The following is a 12878-nucleotide window of genomic DNA, read 5'->3' as shown; positions in this document are numbered from 1 at the left end:
AGCAAAAGCGAACCTAAGTTCGCTTTTGTAAAGTTTAACAACCAGTTTCTTCATATTCTGTACTCCCATCAATTGGACAAGGATCAGAACAAGATTGTGTAATTAAAATTGGGAAAGGACTATTTCCTGGTCTAAAAACACACGCACAACATTCATCAAAAAAAGGAAAGCCTCCTCCTTGAATAGATTGTTGTTCCGTCTTACTCAATTTTTTGCTGTTGTCGATGTTTAAGATTTTTTTAAGCATATGATTAATTTGATTTGTTGAATTATTAAAGTTAGGGAATAATACACCAAATCAATAGTTTTTAAACAGAACACATCCTCATTTTGATCAAAATGAGCACTTATTATCAAGTGTTTATGATTTATTTAGCACGCTAGGTTACAAGGGAATATTCTTTAGTTCTTATATCAATTGAAATATCTTGCTACTAAAAAGAAATCGCCCAGACAAGATTTCTCTTGTAGAGCGATTTCCAACTAAATAACCAACCAAAAAAATTTATATCGTCTAGTGCGACTTATTTTATTTTGTAAGCTTCATAAAATCAGCTTTTTTTAATCTTCTTTTGTCATTCTGAGATGGTTTTCCATCTTTAGAACTCTTAAATTGAAGGTATCCTCTACCCACAAATTCATAAATTGTTCCAGAAGCAGGATGTAATAATTCTATCTTACTATCATTTATAACGGTTAACTCGAAATATTCATTGCCCAAATAATCGTAATCAAGTGTTAAATTTTTCATATAGAAATTATTAGGCACATCATCTACCGCATAATAGCCACTATAATCGTAGTATATATCATTGATATTAGACACATTAACGTCTTCAGAACTTTTAAAATTATCACCTGATCCATAATATAAAAATTGTAAATAATTTTCGTTATCAAACTCATTTAGTGCTCCAAAATCACTTGTATACACTTTTTCCCAAGTAACATATTCATGTAAGAAGTAATGTATGTTATCATAAAACACTCTATCATAATCAAACGTATTTCTTTGATACCCTATTAGATAATAACTAGTATTAGTAACTCCATCATATAATCTAATTTCATTATTTCCATATTGAGTGACATCAAGACTATATACACCATCAATATCATGACTAATATCGACCTCCATTCTAAACGTATTATAATACCCAACATCCAATCCAAAACCATTTCCATTACTCCCAATTCCTACTAAGTTATTATTAGCATAAAAGGTTCCATTCTTAAAGGAAACGGTAAACGCTTTCTGAAGAAAAGGAATTTCCCCATTACCTTGTGTACGTTCTATATCCACGTACCAGATTTCATATGTATTTAATAGTTCGTTTAATGTAATTGCAGGTTCTTCAATAAAAACATCATCTTCTACTACTACTTCTGTTACACAAGAAGTTAGAAGCATTGAACTAATCATAAAAGCCGAAAGTAATTTTAAAGTCTTCATAAGCTAAGTGTTTTTCAATTTTATCTGCTCTTTTTATTGTTTTTCAATTGTCAGATAGGATTCGCCATAGAACATTTAGTTTTGCACCAACATATTGTAATGGCTCATTTCATAATCTAGAAACCAAAACGTGTGCCAAAAACTCATTTAACTGGTTATCAAGTGTTTATTTTGAGTTGTATTTTCCTTATTTTTGAACTCACAATCATTTTACATGGATAAAGAATTAAAATTTGCTGTGATCGGTGGTGGTAGTTGGGCTACTGCTATCGTAAAAATGCTTACCGAAAATCTAAATGAAGTAGGCTGGTATATGCGAAGTGTATATGCTTTAGAACACCTAAAAAGACAACAGCACAATCCAAATTATTTAAGCTCAGTAGAGTTTAAGATGGATCAACTTAAACTTACTAATGATATTAATGAAGCAGTTACCTATGCGGATTATTTAATTTTTGCGATACCATCGGCTTTTTTACATACCGAATTGCAAAAGCTTACTGCATCCTTAGAACATAAAGTTATTTTCTCTGCTATTAAAGGAATTGTACCCGAAACAGGTTTAATTGTTGGAGAGCATTTCCATGATATTTATAATATTCCTTTTAATAATATCGGCGTAATTACAGGTCCTTGTCATGCAGAGGAAGTCGCTCTCGAACGCCTATCATACCTAACAATTGCATCTAACGATGAAGACAAAGCAAAAATCGTTGCCAAAAACCTAAGTAGTGAGTACATCAAATGTAAAGTAAGTGATGATATTATTGGTACGGAGTATGCTGCAGTATTAAAAAATATTTACTCTGTAGCAGCAGGAATTGCCCATGGATTAGGATATGGAGATAATTTCCAAAGTGTTTTAATGAGTAATGCTATTCGCGAAATGAAACGTTTTATTAAAAAAATTCATAAAATGAAACGTAATATTAACGATTCGGCATACCTAGGAGATCTACTTGTTACTGGATATTCTATTTTTTCGCGTAATCGCATGTTTGGTAATATGATTGGTAAAGGCTATACCGTAAAAAGTGCTCAAATGGAAATGAATATGGTTGCAGAGGGATATTATGCTGCAAAAACTGCTTATGAACTGGATGCTACCAGTAGTACTCGTACTCCAATAATTGATGCAGTACACGATATATTATATGAAAACAAAAATCCTAAAAAAATATTCAAGAAACTGGCGGACAAGTTGGACTGATAATACTATCTAAAATTTAAATAATTGGGTAAAAAATAAAAGCCTTTATCGATAAGCATATTAATGGACAATCAAAACAAAACCATCAAAAAACAACCGAATAACCCATTACACGGAATGAAGTTGTTAACTATATTAGAATTGCTTGTAGACCATTATGGTTGGGAAGGATTGGCTAATAAAATTTCTATCAATTGTTTTAAGAATGACCCATCTATTAAATCTAGTCTTAAGTTTTTAAGAAAAACACAATGGGCACGAGATAAAGTTGAACGCCTTTATCTAGAATTAGATAGATATGAATAAATAAGATCAAAAATAAGGTTTCACAATGTTTGCGTGTATTTCTCAAATATCAATAAGAAACCCTTATGCACTTATTAGTATATATTTCTTTGTAACTTTATACATATGAAAGAACTTATCGAAAAATTTTATACTGGATTAAGCGAAGGAAATGCAGAGAAAATGATTTCTTGTTATCACGATGATATTGTTTTTGAAGATCCTGGTTTCGGAAAATTAAAAGGTGAAAGAGCCAAAAAAATGTGGCAAATGCTTTGTAAAAATGGAAAAGATCTTAAAGTAGAGTTCTCTAAAGTAGAAGCAGATGATCAAAAAGGTTCTGCACACTGGGAGGCTTGGTATAGTTTTAGTCAAACAGGAAGGTCTGTTCATAATAGTATCGATGCCGAGTTCGAATTTAAAGATGGTAAAATCATAAAACATACTGATCATTTTAACCTACACAAATGGGCTTCGCAAGCAATTGGCTGGAAAGGAAAATTACTTGGAGGAACTAGTTTTTTTAAGAAAAAACTACATCAACAGACAAATAAATTACTTGATAAATTCCAAGCATCCTAAGAATGAATACTTTAGAATTTCCATCACCAATAGTTTCAGTAGATTGGGTATTTAAGCATTTAGATCACCCAGATCTTATTATTCTTGATGCAAGTATTAAAAAAGTGACTTCTTCTGTCGCATCTGATCAAGAATTACAAATTCCAAAAGCTCGATTTTTTGATATCAAAAAATCCTTTTCTGATCAAGATTCGAACTTACCAAATATGTTTCCTTCTTCTGATTTTTTTGAAAAAAATTGTAGAAAATTAGGTATCAACACTAACTCAAAAATTGTAGTGTATGATACTTTAGGTATATACTCAAGTCCAAGAGCCTGGTGGATGTTTACCTCTTTAGGTCATAAAAATGTAGCAGTACTTAATGGTGGATTACCTGAATGGATAAAAAGCGAACTACCTACTGAAAACAAAGGGTCTGCGACCAAATTTCCATTAGGAAATTTTAAAATAAACGATCATTCCAAATACATTGTTAACGCGAAAAACATTTTATTTGAAATGAACAGTACAAAATCTCTGATCCTTGATGCACGTTCTTTTGGCCGATTTAAAGCAATTGATCCAGAACCCAGAAACGATCTAAAAGGCGGACACATTCCTAACTCATTAAGTTTGCCTTATACAAAGGTATTACAGCATGGAAAAATGCTTCCAACAAAAGAACTAATAAGACTATTGGATGATTTTGAAATTGAAAATAAAAAATTGATCTTTAGCTGCGGTTCAGGTATTACTGCTTGTGTGATTTTATTAGCAGCTCATCTTGCTGGATACACTGACTTGTGGATTTATGATGGCTCTTGGAGCGAATGGGGCCAATTAAAAGATGCTCCAATTCATTGTTAATCTATTTAATACAACCCAAATCATTACCTATGCGATATTTTTCATTATTACTACTTTCAGTTTTATCTATTATTCAAAGCAATGCACAATCTAAAAAATTCGGGTTACAGGATTTTTACACCTACAATTCCGAATTGGAGTATACCGTAGACTCTATCTATAATACACTTTCAGAAAGACAACAAGTAGCTCAAATGATCATATCATCAGCTGGAGAATTAGGAAAACCAATGGCTACAGTGAAAAAATTGACCGAAAATGACGCCATCGGAGGTGTGGTCTTTCTTAAAGGAAGTAAAAAAACACATACAGAAAGTATTAACACCTTAAACACAATTTCTTCTAAAAATAAGACACTGCCTCTACTTTTTAGCATGGACGCAGAGCCCAGTTTATTTGCCAGTCGAATTAAAGGAGCAAAAGACGTTGGAAAAACAATTGACATAAAAACCGAGGCACAATCTGATGCAGTAGTTAATACAATTAATACAGAACTTAGAGAAATTGGAGTACATCATAATTACGCACCTGTTTTGGACATAAGTGCTAGTAATGAAGCGATTAAATCCAGAAGTTATGGTAGCGATAAGGATGCAGTAATTACTTTGGCCAATCAATTTATAAAATGTACGCAAGCAGGTGGAATCATCGCCACTGCAAAACATTTTCCTGGTCATGGTTTGGTAAAAGGAGATACGCATAAACAAAGTGTTTATATTGATGGTCCATTACAGGAAGTAGATAATTATAAAAAGATTATTGAAGATGGTGTATTATCCATTATGATTGCGCACATAACCATCCAAAATAACGAGAAATATGGAACTGATGGATTGCCTTCTAGCTGTTCTAGAAAAATTATTACAGGATTACTAAAAGAAGAAATGGGGTTTAAGGGAATTATAATTTCTGATGCTTTAAATATTATGAAAGCTGTTACTATTCTTAATAACGCACCTTTATTGGCTTCTAAAGCGGGTTGTGATCTAATTTTAATGCCTCAAAACGAAAATGCCACCATAAATGCAATTCTTTCTGAAATGAAAACAAACCCTGCTTATAAAAAACAAGTTGTTCAATCCGTTAAGAAGATACTTCGTTTAAAGGTTTGTGGAGGGGTTATTTAAACAGATACAATTACTTTAAAAAAACTAAATATTATAAAATTGACCAACTGTTTAAACTGTGAAACAAGTTATAAAGGAAACTTTTGCCCAGAATGTGGACAAAAAAGTACCGTAGAAAAAATTACCTTTTCTTTTCTGGTTAATGATTTTGTATCTAGATTCATGGATATAGATAAGGGAATGTTATTCAATCTTCAGTATTTAACTACATCTCCTAAAAAAACAGTTTTTAATTACATTCACGGAAAACGAAAAAATGTTTTTAATCCCGTAAGTTATGCCTTGATTGCTACCTCTCTGAATTTAGTAATAATTTCTTTATTTGAAATGCATTGGGTAGACACTTCTAAATTTGAAAATTTCGAAGGAGAATTATATTCTAATAGTTATGAAGCAGGTAAATTTATTGGGACTTATATAAAATTCTTTTGGTTACTTAATATTGTATTTCTTAGTTTATTTTCCAGATTGTTTTTCAAAACATTTAGTTTTTTAGAACACCTTGCTATTAACTGCTTTATAGTAGGGCATGTAACTTTACTTGGTATGCTATCTTATACTATTTTAAGATTTCCTATAGTTTTTGATCCTATTGTATTCATATATATCATATTGCTTAGTTTTATGATTTTCCAAAAAAAAGGAGAGAGATTCGAAACAATAGTTGCTTCTATTTTTTCTGTATTTTTTTCTTATCTACTTTTCTACATTATTCCTTTCATTATAGTATTTCTAACTAAATAGATGATTTACAAAATCATAAAGTTTAAAAATGCTTAAATTAGATCAAAATTCATACTACATGAATAAAAATGTATATTCAATTCTTCTTATAGTTTTTATGCTCTTTTTCGGGTGTTCATCAGATGATACCTCTTCCTTAGAAATTATTGAAGAAGAAGATCAAACTGAAGAAGTTAAAACATTCTCTTTTTTAGCATTAGGAGACTCTTATACATTTGGCGAGGGAGTTACAGAAGATCAGACATGGCCGTTCCAACTAAAGGATGCTTTTGCTACACCTTCTAAAAAAATTGATGATGTGAAAATTTTTGCCACAACTGGGTGGACTACAACCAATCTTATAGCGGCTATGGAAGAAAGTAGTTTACAAAGTCGTGATTTAGTTTCTCTAATGATTGGCGTAAATAATCAATTCCAAAGAGTAGATTTTACAACCTTCGAATTAGAGTTTAATGAACTATTAAGTAAAGCAATATCACTTGCCAATAATGACAAAGATCGCGTAATTGTTATTTCTATACCTGATTATGGTGTAACACCTTTTGGTTCTAATAATAGTGAAATAATTGCATCAGAAATTGATAACTATAATGCTTACATAAAACAAAAGTGTATCGAGCAACAAATTGCGTTTATTGATGTTACTCCAATCTCCAGAGAACTCGGAGACTCAGAAGGAGCTTTGGTTGCAGATGATTTACATCCAAGTCCGTTTCAATATAGTTTATGGGTAGAAAAAATAGTGCCTGTTGTTAAAGAAATACTTGAATAATCATATAATTTCAAACAATTTTCCAGGTAATGGTCGTATTACTCCTTTTAACTCAAGATTGAGCAAAACGGAAGCCACTTTAAAGGTTGGAATTTTACATTGTAACGCAATCACGTCCAGTAACTCTTTTCCATTTTTGCTAAGAAAGTCATAAATCCTTTTTTCATCACCTTCTAACTCCACAAAAAGTTGTTTTTGCACGATAGGTTGTTCTTTTTCTTTCAATTCCCAATTGAGCATATAAATCAAATCTGCAGCACTAGTTAACATATGTGCTCTTTGTGTTTTGATAAGCATATTACAACCGGCACTTAGTGAATCACTAGCTCTTCCTGGTACAGCAAATACGTCTCTGTTGTAAGAATTTGCAATTTCTGCCGTAACTAAAGAACCGCCCTTATCTGCACTTTCAATTACTATTGTAGCTTCACTTAATCCCGCAATAATACGATTCCGTCCCAAAAAATTCTTTCGATCAAAAGTATCCGTACTCCAAAAATCTGTAAAGAACCCACCATTTTCCTCTATTTGTGCTATGTATTTTTTATGTGCTTTTGGATATATTTGATTTAATCCATGAGCAAGACATCCTATCGTTTGTAATTTATGCTTTACAGCTGCTCTGTGAGCAGTGATATCAACACCATAAGCAAAACCCGAGACTATTATGGGGTTTAAAGGAACAATCGTTTCAATTAGTTCTTCGCAAAATTTTACCCCATAATTAGTAACTTTTCTAGTGCCAACAATACTAAGTATCCTTCTATTTTTTAAATCAATATTTCCTTTGCTAAATAAAACTACAGGACCATCTATACAATATTTCAATTTTTCTGGATAATCAACTTCGTCATAAACAGTATAATTGATATCGTTGTCCTCCACAAACTTCAACTCATTCTCTGCGGCATTACGATGTTTTATACTATGTATTTCTTTGATTCTAATAGTTCCAATACCATCGATCTTTAACAAATTAGCAGGTTTTTCTTTCAAAACGGCTTCTGCAGAGCCTATTTCTCTAATCAGTTTCTTAATAGAACTATCTCCAAGATTGGGTACTTTCTTTAAGGTAAGTAAGGCAATTAATTTTTCTTTAGTCATAAACTATTATAAGTCAGCACAAGTAACGAAAAAAAACAAAACTGTTAATAAAATCAATGAACCTACTTAGTATTAAACCCTATTTTTTTTACCTTTGACTAACCAAAATAACCAACTAATTCTTCAAGTTAAGCTAACCAAGATTCGTATAATCTTTAAAATGGTTTAAACTGAAAATATTGAATAAGATTTTAAGATAGGGGGACGATGAATCATACAGCAAAATACATAAGTGAATTATTATATAGATACGAATGTGTAATCTTACCAGGATTTGGTGCTTTTTTGACAAAGCGACAACCTGCTATGATTCAGGAATCTACTCATGCTTTTTTTCCTCCTCAAAAAATTATTTCTTTTAATAGCCAACTACAAAACAATGATGGTCTATTAGCCAATTACATAGCAACTGCAGAAAATATATCCTATACTGATGCTGTTGCAAAAATCCAGCGTTATGTTTTGTCACTTAGAAATAAGATGGCGAATGGTAAAAGACTTGAATTGGATGGAATTGGTTCTTTTTACACTTCTGTGGAAGACACTTTACAATTTGAACCTTCTCAGAATACAAATTATTTAACGGAAGCATTCGGCTTAAACTCTTTTATATCTCCTTCAATTCTTAGAGAAGAACAAAAAGTTACTAAAAAAGTAGTAATGCCCCAGGTAACCAGAGAAACTTATAAAGAACAGGTCGAAGCAATTGAAGAAGTTACACCAATTGCATTCACTCCTGAAAGAAGAAGAGAACGCCCTTATTTAAAATATGCCGCTGTTGCTGCAATTGGACTTATCATAGGCTCTTTGGGCTTATACCAAGTTAATACTCAGACCAATTTAGAAAATGGTCGCATGTTAGTAAAAGCGGAAGAGGAAATTCAAAACAGAATCCAAGAAGCTACTTTCGATATTACAAGTCCCTTACCTGCTATTAATCTTAACATCATTAAAGCGGATGCAGCTTCTGCTAAGAACCCAGAAAACAAAAATATTGAAGTTGTAAATACTTCTGGAAAATACCATATTGTAGCTGGAGCATTTAGAATAAAAGGAAATGCCAATAAAAAGGTGCAAAAGCTAAAATCAAAAGGGTTTGATGCGCGATTAATTGGCATTAACAAATATGGATTACATCAAGTTGTCTATAACACTTTTGAGGATAGATTAGAGGCCCTTAAAGCATTACAAAAAATAAAAAAACAACAAGATCGTCGTGCTTGGCTATTAGTTCAAAAATAATAACAATTGTTTTTTAGTTGATTTTCACTCTCAACGGTATTGTCTTGTTACTTTCTATATTAAATTTTGAAATCTAGGTAGATTTCTTTTTATTTTTCGCAAAAGCATTGAATATTTATTAATTTACCAAAGACAGCTGAATATCAGTTTTCTGTATTAGTATAGTCGTTAGTTAATCTTACCTGATTATCTTTGCCCAAAATTACCAAAATTCATGGAATCCAGATATCCTTCAGAATCTAGAACTATATTGACTGATCTTGTTTTACCGGGAGAAACTAATCCTCTTAACAATCTTTTTGGAGGTGAATTATTAGCTCGTATGGATAGAGCTGCCGGTATTGCTGCAGGAAGACATTCTAGAAGAATTGTAGTAACCGCCTCAGTAAATCATGTAGCATTTAGCAAAGCCATCCCTTTAGGAAGCGTTGTAACCGTAGAAGCAAAAGTTTCTCGTGCATTTAAATCGTCTATGGAGGTAGTAATAGATGTTTGGATAGAAGACCGCCAAACAGGAGATAAAACGAAAGCAAACGAAGCCATATACACCTTTGTTGCCGTTAACGAAAGTGGATCACCAGTTTCTGTTCCTCCGATCAAGCCAGAAACTGAATTGGAACAACAACGATACGATGCTGCACTGCGCCGTAAACAACTTAGTTTAGTATTAGCAGGTAAAATGAAACCTAATGATGCTACCGAACTGAAAGCGCTGTTTACTTAGATTGTTAAAGGAATCCAGCTCCTAATGCAATTGAGATTAGGATTAACATAATAGCCACAACTATCTGAAGAAATTTTAAGGTTACTTTTTTCAATAACTTATTCCCTAAAAATGCGCCAGCTATAGCCGATAATGTTGCACAGGTAACTAATGGAAGGTTTTCTGTAATACCCGATTCTGATACATTGGTGGCATATACACTAAGTCTAGTAAAGTCTACAAAAGTAGAAACCACCACTGCAGTTCCTATAAATGCTTCTTTAGAAAGTCCCGCTTTTATAAGAAAAGCTGTTCTTAGCGCTCCTTGATTACCGGAAAGCCCTCCAAAAAAACCACTTAAAACCCCTCCTAGAGGAAGTTTCTCTTTGCCAAATTTTAGATTCGAGAAATATGGTATCAAATCCATACTCGCGAAAATTATCAATAAAATTGATATAATAAACTTTACCGGATATACCTCAAACTCTTTATCAAATAATGTATACGTAAAAAGTGGTTGTATATCAGGAATATGTATCAACAACCAAGCACCTGCAAAAGCAGCTATTACAGCCGGAATTCCAAATCTTAGTAACACCGACTTATTTGCATTTCTTCCTACCAGAACTAATTTAAAAACATTATTAAAGAAATGCACAATACCTGTTAACGCTATCGCTATTTCTACAGGAAAAAAAATCATTAATACTGGTGTTAGAATGGTTCCTAAACCAAATCCAGAAAAAAAGGTAAGTATTGAAAGTAAAAAAGCTACAACCGAAATAATAACTATTTCCATGTTATCATTACATTTTATAAATCCAAGATTGTGGATTTAGTTTTTTAGTGTCTTTAAAAATTAAGAATTTCATAATGGCGCGACCAGTGGTTGGGTTTACACGTACTTCTCCTATACTCTGTTTAGTTAACAATTTCTGACCTTCCTTTACAGAAATATTCTCCAGATTATAATACACTGTGATATAGTTACCGTGTCTTACGTGAACCAATCTACCTGCACCTTTTAATTTCTGAATTGCCATTACTTCTCCTTCGAAAATCGCTCTAGCTTTTTCTCCAGGTCTTGTTTCTAACTCTACTCCACTGCTATTAATCTGAATATTCGGTAACGTTGGATGTGGTTGACGACCATACTTCCTAGTTAATTTACCGGTACCTACTGGCCAAGGAAATTTTCCTTTATTAGAAGTAAAATTATCCGCCAACTTCTTATCCTCTGGAGTTAATGCAAAAGTTGTAGCCGATCCCTTCTTAGAAGCTTTCTTTCCAGCCTTCTTATTTGCTTTAGCAATAGCTTCGCGAATTAATTTTTGAATAGCTTTATCCAATGCGCTTGCCTGCTCTTGTTTTTTCTTTATCTCTTTTTTATATGTCCCTTCTTTTTTCCGAATAGACGCCATCAAGGATTGTTGCTGTTGTTTTTCTTCTTTAAGGCGTTCTTGAGCATCTCGATTTTCTTCAACTAATAACTGCTTATTTTTCTTTCGTTCTAATAAGTCTTTGTTTAATGTTTGTAATTCTTCGGTACGGCTTTGTATTTGATCCGCCTGCTCTTTACGATGCTCATTATACTGCTTCATATATTGCAATCGTTTATAAGCTTGCGCAAAATCGCTTGAAGACAGTAAAAACATAATCTTACTTTGCTGAGATTTACTTTTATAAGACTTTACAATCATTCTTGCATAATCTTCTTTTAAAGCTTTCAACTCATCGCGATACGACTCCATTTTCTTCAGGTTATTATTTATCTCTCTGGTCAATAAATTTGCCTGTTGATTGGTAATCTTAATAAGGTTTTGCCTAGTACTTATCTGGGAACTTAACGTTTCTACCTCATCTAACACGGAACGTTCTTTAAGTTTTGTATCAGCAAGCAATACCCGCATCTGTTCAATCTGCTCTTTAAGACGGCGTCTTTGCTCTTCAAGCTGCTGCTGCTTGGTAGTTTGAGAAAAAGAAGGAATACTCATTAAAAGCATCCCGAAGATATATATACACTGTTTTAACCTCATTCTATAGTCACTTGCTCGTATCCTGATGGTATTTTAAACGGAAAACTTACCTTAGCATTGTAATCAACACTACGATATTCTATCATAATAGAAGTTTTCGCAATACCTTCTGTAGCTAGAACACTGATTTCTTTCGGAAAATCTTGATTTCCTACCTTTTGGTAACTATTATAGTTAATAAGAAGGTTTCTATTTTCTATTGGTTGTTTCAACTGTTGGGAAAAAATCTTAAAATTATCTGGATTTAAAATAAATAATCGCTCGAATAACGCTAACTCCTTTTTAGGTTGAAGTCTATATTTTTGATTTTCTACTGAAGAAATATACTTGTCATCTCTTAGGTCAAAAAGCGCTTGACCAATCAATAATTGTTGTACTTTATTAAAATCCAAATCAGTCCCTAGCCAATTACTTAACAACACAAAATCACCTTCAAAATAAGTATTATTGATCTTTTCATAATAGCTCACCTTATCAGGCGTAATGAGAGCTTTTGCCAGAGTTATTCCCAAAAGCTTAGCACTGACCCATATTTTCTTATCTTTTTCAAGACGTATTGTTACATTAGGGCTAAATGATTGTTTCCCATCATTATATCTAACTTTTACCTTAGCGTTGATTGTAGAAAAGTTAAAAGCTTTATCGTAATGATTAGATATGATTTTTTCGGTTTTCAGTTTTTTGATATTAGATCCTGAAATAGCTTTGGTTCCTTTACAAGACTGAAGTATAACTAACGAAATACATAATAGATAAAATATTCTATTCATTA

Annotated in this window: 15 protein-coding genes; 9 read left to right on the top strand and 6 right to left on the bottom strand. The window is 32.4% G+C overall.

Annotated features, from left to right (window positions below):
* Window positions 1–34: 34 nt before the first annotated feature.
* Window positions 35–247, bottom strand: coding sequence for a hypothetical protein (locus tag D1815_RS17215; RefSeq protein ID WP_027394392.1), 213 nt, complete (start codon window positions 245–247; stop codon window positions 35–37).
* Window positions 248–529: 282 nt separating this feature from the next.
* On the bottom strand, window positions 530–1453 hold the full coding sequence (locus D1815_RS17210; protein WP_118388486.1) for a nicotinic acid mononucleotide adenyltransferase: 924 nt from the start codon (window positions 1451–1453) through the stop codon (window positions 530–532).
* A gap of 214 nt (window positions 1454–1667) precedes the next feature.
* Between D1815_RS17210 and D1815_RS17205 the strand changes: the two genes are divergently transcribed.
* The 7 genes from D1815_RS17205 to D1815_RS17175 all read left to right on the top strand — a co-directional run bounded on the left by D1815_RS17205 (window position 1668) and on the right by D1815_RS17175 (window position 7021).
* Entirely contained in the window at window positions 1668–2663 is a 996-nt protein-coding gene (locus D1815_RS17205) for an NAD(P)H-dependent glycerol-3-phosphate dehydrogenase (RefSeq protein ID WP_027394394.1), read from the top strand.
* A gap of 63 nt (window positions 2664–2726) precedes the next feature.
* Window positions 2727–2969: a VF530 family DNA-binding protein gene (locus D1815_RS17200; RefSeq protein ID WP_118388484.1), complete on the top strand. Its 243-nt coding sequence runs from the start codon at window positions 2727–2729 to the stop codon at window positions 2967–2969.
* A gap of 105 nt (window positions 2970–3074) precedes the next feature.
* The gene (locus D1815_RS17195; RefSeq protein WP_108802724.1) at window positions 3075–3530 is read left to right on the top strand and encodes a nuclear transport factor 2 family protein; all 456 of its coding nucleotides are present in this window, start codon (window positions 3075–3077) and stop codon (window positions 3528–3530) included.
* Between the two features lie 2 nt (window positions 3531–3532).
* Window positions 3533–4378, top strand: a complete 846-nt coding sequence (locus D1815_RS17190; RefSeq protein ID WP_118388482.1) for a sulfurtransferase — start codon at window positions 3533–3535, stop codon at window positions 4376–4378.
* Window positions 4379–4407: 29 nt separating this feature from the next.
* Window positions 4408–5505, top strand: coding sequence for a glycoside hydrolase family 3 N-terminal domain-containing protein (locus tag D1815_RS17185; RefSeq protein ID WP_158594477.1), 1098 nt, complete (start codon window positions 4408–4410; stop codon window positions 5503–5505).
* A 39-nt stretch (window positions 5506–5544) separates the two neighbouring features.
* Window positions 5545–6249, top strand: a complete 705-nt coding sequence (locus D1815_RS17180) for a DUF3667 domain-containing protein (RefSeq protein WP_118388478.1) — start codon at window positions 5545–5547, stop codon at window positions 6247–6249.
* A gap of 58 nt (window positions 6250–6307) precedes the next feature.
* Window positions 6308–7021: an SGNH/GDSL hydrolase family protein gene (locus tag D1815_RS17175; protein WP_158594463.1), complete on the top strand. Its 714-nt coding sequence runs from the start codon at window positions 6308–6310 to the stop codon at window positions 7019–7021.
* Here D1815_RS17175 and dprA read toward each other — a convergent pair whose 3' ends face one another.
* Window positions 7022–8125, bottom strand: coding sequence for a DNA-processing protein DprA (gene dprA / locus D1815_RS17170; RefSeq protein WP_118388474.1), 1104 nt, complete (start codon window positions 8123–8125; stop codon window positions 7022–7024).
* Between the two features lie 207 nt (window positions 8126–8332).
* On the opposite strand from dprA, the gene D1815_RS17165 reads away from it, so the two are divergent.
* Both D1815_RS17165 and D1815_RS17160 read left to right on the top strand, forming a co-directional pair.
* Window positions 8333–9367, top strand: coding sequence for an SPOR domain-containing protein (locus D1815_RS17165; protein WP_118388472.1), 1035 nt, complete (start codon window positions 8333–8335; stop codon window positions 9365–9367).
* 214 nt (window positions 9368–9581) lie between these two features.
* On the top strand, window positions 9582–10091 hold the full coding sequence (locus D1815_RS17160) for an acyl-CoA thioesterase (protein WP_027394402.1): 510 nt from the start codon (window positions 9582–9584) through the stop codon (window positions 10089–10091).
* 4 nt (window positions 10092–10095) lie between these two features.
* Here the strand turns inward: D1815_RS17160 and D1815_RS17155 are convergent, their stop codons facing one another.
* Genes D1815_RS17155 through D1815_RS17145 form a run of 3 tightly spaced genes read right to left on the bottom strand, consistent with a single transcriptional unit; the run spans window position 10096 to window position 12876 of the window.
* Window positions 10096–10869 (bottom strand): sulfite exporter TauE/SafE family protein, encoded by a 774-nt coding sequence (locus D1815_RS17155; RefSeq protein WP_118388470.1) that lies wholly within the window; start codon window positions 10867–10869, stop codon window positions 10096–10098.
* Between the two features lie 7 nt (window positions 10870–10876).
* A complete protein-coding gene (locus tag D1815_RS17150) occupies window positions 10877–12106 on the bottom strand; it encodes a murein hydrolase activator EnvC (RefSeq protein ID WP_118388469.1) in 1230 nt (409 codons plus the stop codon).
* Window positions 12103–12876: a DUF4292 domain-containing protein gene (locus D1815_RS17145; RefSeq protein WP_118388467.1), complete on the bottom strand. Its 774-nt coding sequence runs from the start codon at window positions 12874–12876 to the stop codon at window positions 12103–12105. The genes D1815_RS17150 and D1815_RS17145 overlap by 4 nt, the downstream gene beginning before the upstream one ends.
* Between the last annotated feature and the right edge of the window lie 2 nt (window positions 12877–12878).

This window comes from Aquimarina sp. AD1, assembly GCF_003443695.1.
Taxonomy (GTDB): Bacteria; Bacteroidota; Bacteroidia; order Flavobacteriales; family Flavobacteriaceae; genus Aquimarina; species Aquimarina latercula.
The sequence above is the reverse complement of the archived record's forward strand: the minus strand, read 5'-3'. Positions and strand labels throughout refer to the sequence as shown.

What these genes read in the sequence shown, in the direction of transcription:
- D1815_RS17215 (WP_027394392.1), bottom strand. Translation starts at nt 247, where the DNA reads ATGCTTAAAAAAATCTTAAACATCGACAACAGCAAAAAATTGAGTAAG.
- D1815_RS17210 (WP_118388486.1), bottom strand. Translation starts at nt 1,453, where the DNA reads ATGAAGACTTTAAAATTACTTTCGGCTTTTATGATTAGTTCAATGCTT.
- D1815_RS17205 (WP_027394394.1), top strand. Translation starts at nt 1,668, where the DNA reads ATGGATAAAGAATTAAAATTTGCTGTGATCGGTGGTGGTAGTTGGGCT.
- D1815_RS17200 (WP_118388484.1), top strand. Translation starts at nt 2,727, where the DNA reads ATGGACAATCAAAACAAAACCATCAAAAAACAACCGAATAACCCATTA.
- D1815_RS17195 (WP_108802724.1), top strand. Translation starts at nt 3,075, where the DNA reads ATGAAAGAACTTATCGAAAAATTTTATACTGGATTAAGCGAAGGAAAT.
- D1815_RS17190 (WP_118388482.1), top strand. Translation starts at nt 3,533, where the DNA reads ATGAATACTTTAGAATTTCCATCACCAATAGTTTCAGTAGATTGGGTA.
- D1815_RS17185 (WP_158594477.1), top strand. Translation starts at nt 4,408, where the DNA reads ATGCGATATTTTTCATTATTACTACTTTCAGTTTTATCTATTATTCAA.
- D1815_RS17175 (WP_158594463.1), top strand. Translation starts at nt 6,308, where the DNA reads ATGAATAAAAATGTATATTCAATTCTTCTTATAGTTTTTATGCTCTTT.
- dprA (WP_118388474.1), bottom strand. Translation starts at nt 8,125, where the DNA reads ATGACTAAAGAAAAATTAATTGCCTTACTTACCTTAAAGAAAGTACCC.
- D1815_RS17165 (WP_118388472.1), top strand. Translation starts at nt 8,333, where the DNA reads ATGAATCATACAGCAAAATACATAAGTGAATTATTATATAGATACGAA.
- D1815_RS17160 (WP_027394402.1), top strand. Translation starts at nt 9,582, where the DNA reads ATGGAATCCAGATATCCTTCAGAATCTAGAACTATATTGACTGATCTT.
- D1815_RS17155 (WP_118388470.1), bottom strand. Translation starts at nt 10,869, where the DNA reads ATGGAAATAGTTATTATTTCGGTTGTAGCTTTTTTACTTTCAATACTT.
- D1815_RS17150 (WP_118388469.1), bottom strand. Translation starts at nt 12,106, where the DNA reads ATGAGGTTAAAACAGTGTATATATATCTTCGGGATGCTTTTAATGAGT.
- D1815_RS17145 (WP_118388467.1), bottom strand. Translation starts at nt 12,876, where the DNA reads ATGAATAGAATATTTTATCTATTATGTATTTCGTTAGTTATACTTCAG.